Below are 3,876 nucleotides of genomic sequence, written 5' to 3' on the forward strand. Positions count from 1 at the left end.
GGCCGCGGGCGAGGCCGACGAGGAGTTCGTCGACGCGGACTTCGAGGAGGTCGACGACGGGGACGACGAGGAGTAGCGCCGACGCCTCGTCGCGTCGCTCTCGTCGTTCGCCGTCGCCCTCGACGGCGAACGATTCCGTTAGGCCGGTTGTCGACCACAACGATCGCCGACGCCGAACGGTTTCGGTACGCCGGTTGTCGCCCACAACGATCAGCGACGCCGGTACACGAACCGGTAACAGCGTGTTAGTCGACCGCCAGCTCGCGATACGTGCCACTACCGTTCTAATCGAGGGCTTCCGGCCCGGGAAACGGGACGTATCGTCGGAAACGGTAACCGTCGTTTAGGTCGCGGTGTCGGGAACGGACCCGGTGCTATGGAAGAAAACACCGACGAGGGACGAGCGGATATCGGCGAGGGGAACGCGGGACGAATCTCGACCGATCGAGAGACGATACGCGGGTGGGCCGACGATCACCAGGCGGTTCCGGTACGGCGAACTGGGGCCGACGAATCGGAGCGATTCCACGTCGTCGGCGAGTCCGAGATGGGCGAGTCCCACGAGCGCGTCGAGTGGGACGACTTCTTCGACCGTCTCGACGAGGGCGACCACGTCGTCGTCTACCACGGTGGCGAGGCGACGGAGCCGTTCGAGGTCACCCGGCGCGACGAGGTCCTCAGCCGAAGCGCGCTGGATCAGGAGGAACTCGAGGAGCGACTCATCGAAGGCGAGACGGTGACGAGCGAGGTTCGAGAGACCACGGTCGTCGAGAGCGTCATCGTCGAGGAGGCGACCGTCGAGAGCGAACTCGTCGGGTCCGAGGTCGTCGACCAGCGCGTCCTCGACGTCGAACTAATCGAGCGCGAGTGCACGGGCTGTCGGCTGGTCGCCGAGGGCGACCACGACCGCCGCGAGTTGTTCGACGAAACCCGCTACTTCGAGTCGGTCGGCGGGGAGTCCGGACGCGGGACCGTCGAATCGGGACGTTCCGACGCGGACGCGGCCGCCGCCGAGACCGGCACCGACGCGACGGTCGGCGAGATCGAGTTCACCGACGATCAGCCGTACTACGCCGAACTCGACGTCGAGGAAGCGTGGTCGGTCACTCGGGAGTTCCTCGAGCGGTTCACGGTCGAGAGTCGGGTCGCGGGGACGGAGGTGGCCGAGACCGACACCGTCGAGGACCGAGACATCGACGTCGAGGGCCTCCACCGGTCGATCGCCCAAAGCGAACTGCTCGACGTCGACCTCACCTCGGACGAGGTGCTGACCGAGTGCGAGATCCAGACCGAATTCGCCGAGGACGACCGGATCCAGACCCAGTTCGACCGAGAGCGCGTCGTCGAGGAGGAAGTCGTCGACCGAAAGCGACTCCGGGCGGACGTGACCGGCGGCGAACTCCTGGGGATGGAGACGATTCACAGCCAGCAGCTCGCAGCCGAGACCGGCGATCGGGGGACCTCCGGCGATGTCGAGGGCGAGACCGTCGGCACCGATACGGGCGGCGGAGCCGGTCGGGCGACCCTCACGGACGACGAGATCGGCAAAACGGTCGTCGACGCCACCGGCACGGAGATCGGAATGATCACCGACGTCGACGATCGAGGCGAGGTGATGCACGTCGACGCGCATCCGGGAATCGCCGAGCGAATCAAATCCGTGCTCGGCTGGGGCGACGCGGACGACGACGACTACCCCGTCGGAGCGGACCAGATCGACCGAGTGGACGACGATCGGGTGGAATTGAAGGGAACCGAGGAACTCGAGGGAACCGACCGCAGCCACTGATGGCACCGCTCGTCGGGTGTTCCGACGACTCGTCCCGCTGATGGCTCCCGCGTCGTCCGTCCCGAGGACTCGTTCCAACGGACGCGTCGACGTCGGGCGTCCGTCGACGTCGATGCGATATCGACCAGCGTCACCCGTCGATCAGTCCGGTCAGACGCCGCCGTCGACCGGTCCGATTGGACGCCGCCGTCGACCGGTCCGATTGGACGCCGCCGTCGACCGGCGCCGGTCCGACGCGGCCGCCCGGATCGGTACGGACGATCTCCGCCCGGCGGAACGTTCCCTTGAAGTGGATCAACGCGTTATCGGTGAGTAACGAATGAGCGAGGACTTCTACGACGTGCTCGGCTTGAGTCCCGACGCGTCCGCGGAGGAGATCAAGCGGGCCTACCGGGAGAAGGCCACCGAGTACCACCCGGACGTGAGCGACGATCCCGACGCCGAGGAGAAGTTCAAGAAGATCCAGAAGGCGAAGAAGGTGCTCACGGACGAGGAGAAACGCCGGGCCTACGACCGGATGGGCCACGACCGCTACGAACAGGCCGAGAAGCACGGCTTCGACGCCGGCGGCGCGGGAGCCGGCGGCATGGGCGGCATGGGCGGCGACCCGTTCGGCGATATGGGCGGCGTGGGCGGCGGCCTCGGCGACCTCTTCGAACAGGTGTTCGGGGGCGGCCGCGGCGGTCGGCGTCGCCCCCGGTCGGGAAGGGACCTGCGGACCGAACTCGAGATCGACCTCGAGGCGGCGTTCGAGGGCGTCGAGCGGCAGTTCACCGTCGAGCGTCCCGCGGAGTGTGACACCTGCGCCGGGAGCGGTCACCCGCCGTCGGCGGACTCCCAGCGGTGTCCGGAGTGCCAGGGTCGCGGGCAGGTGACCCAGGTCCAGCAGACGCCGCTCGGCCGCGTCCAGCAGACGACCGCCTGTCGGCGCTGCGAGGGCGAGGGGACCCTCTACTCGGAAACCTGTGGCGACTGTCGCGGCGAGGGATACGTTCGCGACGAGGCGACTCTCACCGTCGAGGTCCCGGCCGGGATCAAGGACGGCCAGACCCTGCGGATGGAACGGGAGGGCGCGCCCAGCCCCGAGGGCGGTCCCGCGGGCGACCTGCTGATCGACGTTTCGATCGCCGAGCACGACGAGTTCGAGCGCGAGGGCGACGACCTCCACTACCACCTGCCGCTCTCGTTCCCGCAGGCGGTGTTCGGGGACGAAATCGAGGTGCCCACGCTCGAGGATCCCGTCGACCTCGACGTGCCGCCGGGCACTCAGAGCGGCGAGACGTTCCGCCTCGACGGCGAGGGGATGCCGCGGCTGCGCGGTCGCGGTCGCGGCGACCTCTTCGTGACGGTCCAGATCGTCACGCCCGAGTCGCTCAACGAGGAGCAACGGGAGGCCCTCGAGGCGTTCGCGGCGGCCGGCGGCGACGAGATCGAGGTCAAGGACGGCTTCTTCGAGCGGATCAAGCGGGCGTTCTGAGTCGGTCGTCCCGCGTTCACCGCCGCGCGGGTGCATCCACCGTCTTCGGGTCCGCGCCGCCGAGGTACAACCACGGCCTTCGCGTCCGCGGCGCCGAACGTGATACCCCGCGGTCTTTTGCTCCCCCGGGGAAAATTTCCCGACATGGAGACGGTCGGGGACCTCTTCGCGCGGGATCGTCGGTCGGATCGAACGGCGCTGGTCGACGGGACCGGACGCGAGTACGACGCTCACTGGCTGTGCACGTCGACCTGGAAGGCCGGGAACTTTCTGCGCCACGCCGGCGTTCGCCGCGACGTCACGGTGGGCGTCGTCGGCGAGGGGCCGCTCGCGCTCCTCGCGTTCTTCGGGACCGCCCTCCTGGAGGGGACGACTCGGTTCGACCCGCCGCGAGACGTCGCCGAGGACGATGAGTTCCGGGCGCTCGTCGCGCCGGCCGAGGACGTCGAGGCCTACGAACTGGCGCCCGGTGCCCAGCGGGTCTGTTATGGCGGCGAGCCGCCGGCGCCGGACGTCCACCACTTCGACGCCGGCCTCTGGAGCGAGAACCCGTCGTTCCCGCCGCTGTCGATCGATCCCGAAACGACGCTGCTCGACGACGGCGAGCGGA

The 3,876-nt window shown here is 68.8% G+C and carries 2 protein-coding genes and 1 pseudogene; all 3 read left to right on the forward strand.

What is annotated here, in order from left to right; translation table 11 throughout:
• The first annotated feature begins 376 nt into the window (after positions 1-376).
• Entirely contained in the window at positions 377-1,789 is a 1,413-nt protein-coding gene (locus tag QZT59_RS10620; protein ID WP_290815588.1) for a hypothetical protein, read from the forward strand.
• A 319-nt stretch (positions 1,790-2,108) separates the two neighbouring features.
• Positions 2,109-3,266: a molecular chaperone DnaJ gene (gene dnaJ / locus QZT59_RS10625; RefSeq protein WP_290815591.1), complete on the forward strand. Its 1,158-nt coding sequence runs from the start codon at positions 2,109-2,111 to the stop codon at positions 3,264-3,266.
• 144 nt (positions 3,267-3,410) lie between these two features.
• Positions 3,411-3,876, forward strand: a pseudogene (locus tag QZT59_RS10630) (hypothetical protein); the annotation flags it as partial.

The sequence above is a fragment of the Halovivax sp. genome (assembly GCA_007119345.1).
GTDB lineage: Archaea > Halobacteriota > Halobacteria > Halobacteriales > Natrialbaceae > Halovivax.

Bases quoted from the DNA above. Each gene is read 5' to 3' on its own strand.
- QZT59_RS10620 (WP_290815588.1), top strand. From the start codon at position 377: ATGGAAGAAAACACCGACGAGGGACGAGCGGATATCGGCGAGGGGAAC.
- dnaJ (WP_290815591.1), top strand. From the start codon at position 2,109: ATGAGCGAGGACTTCTACGACGTGCTCGGCTTGAGTCCCGACGCGTCC.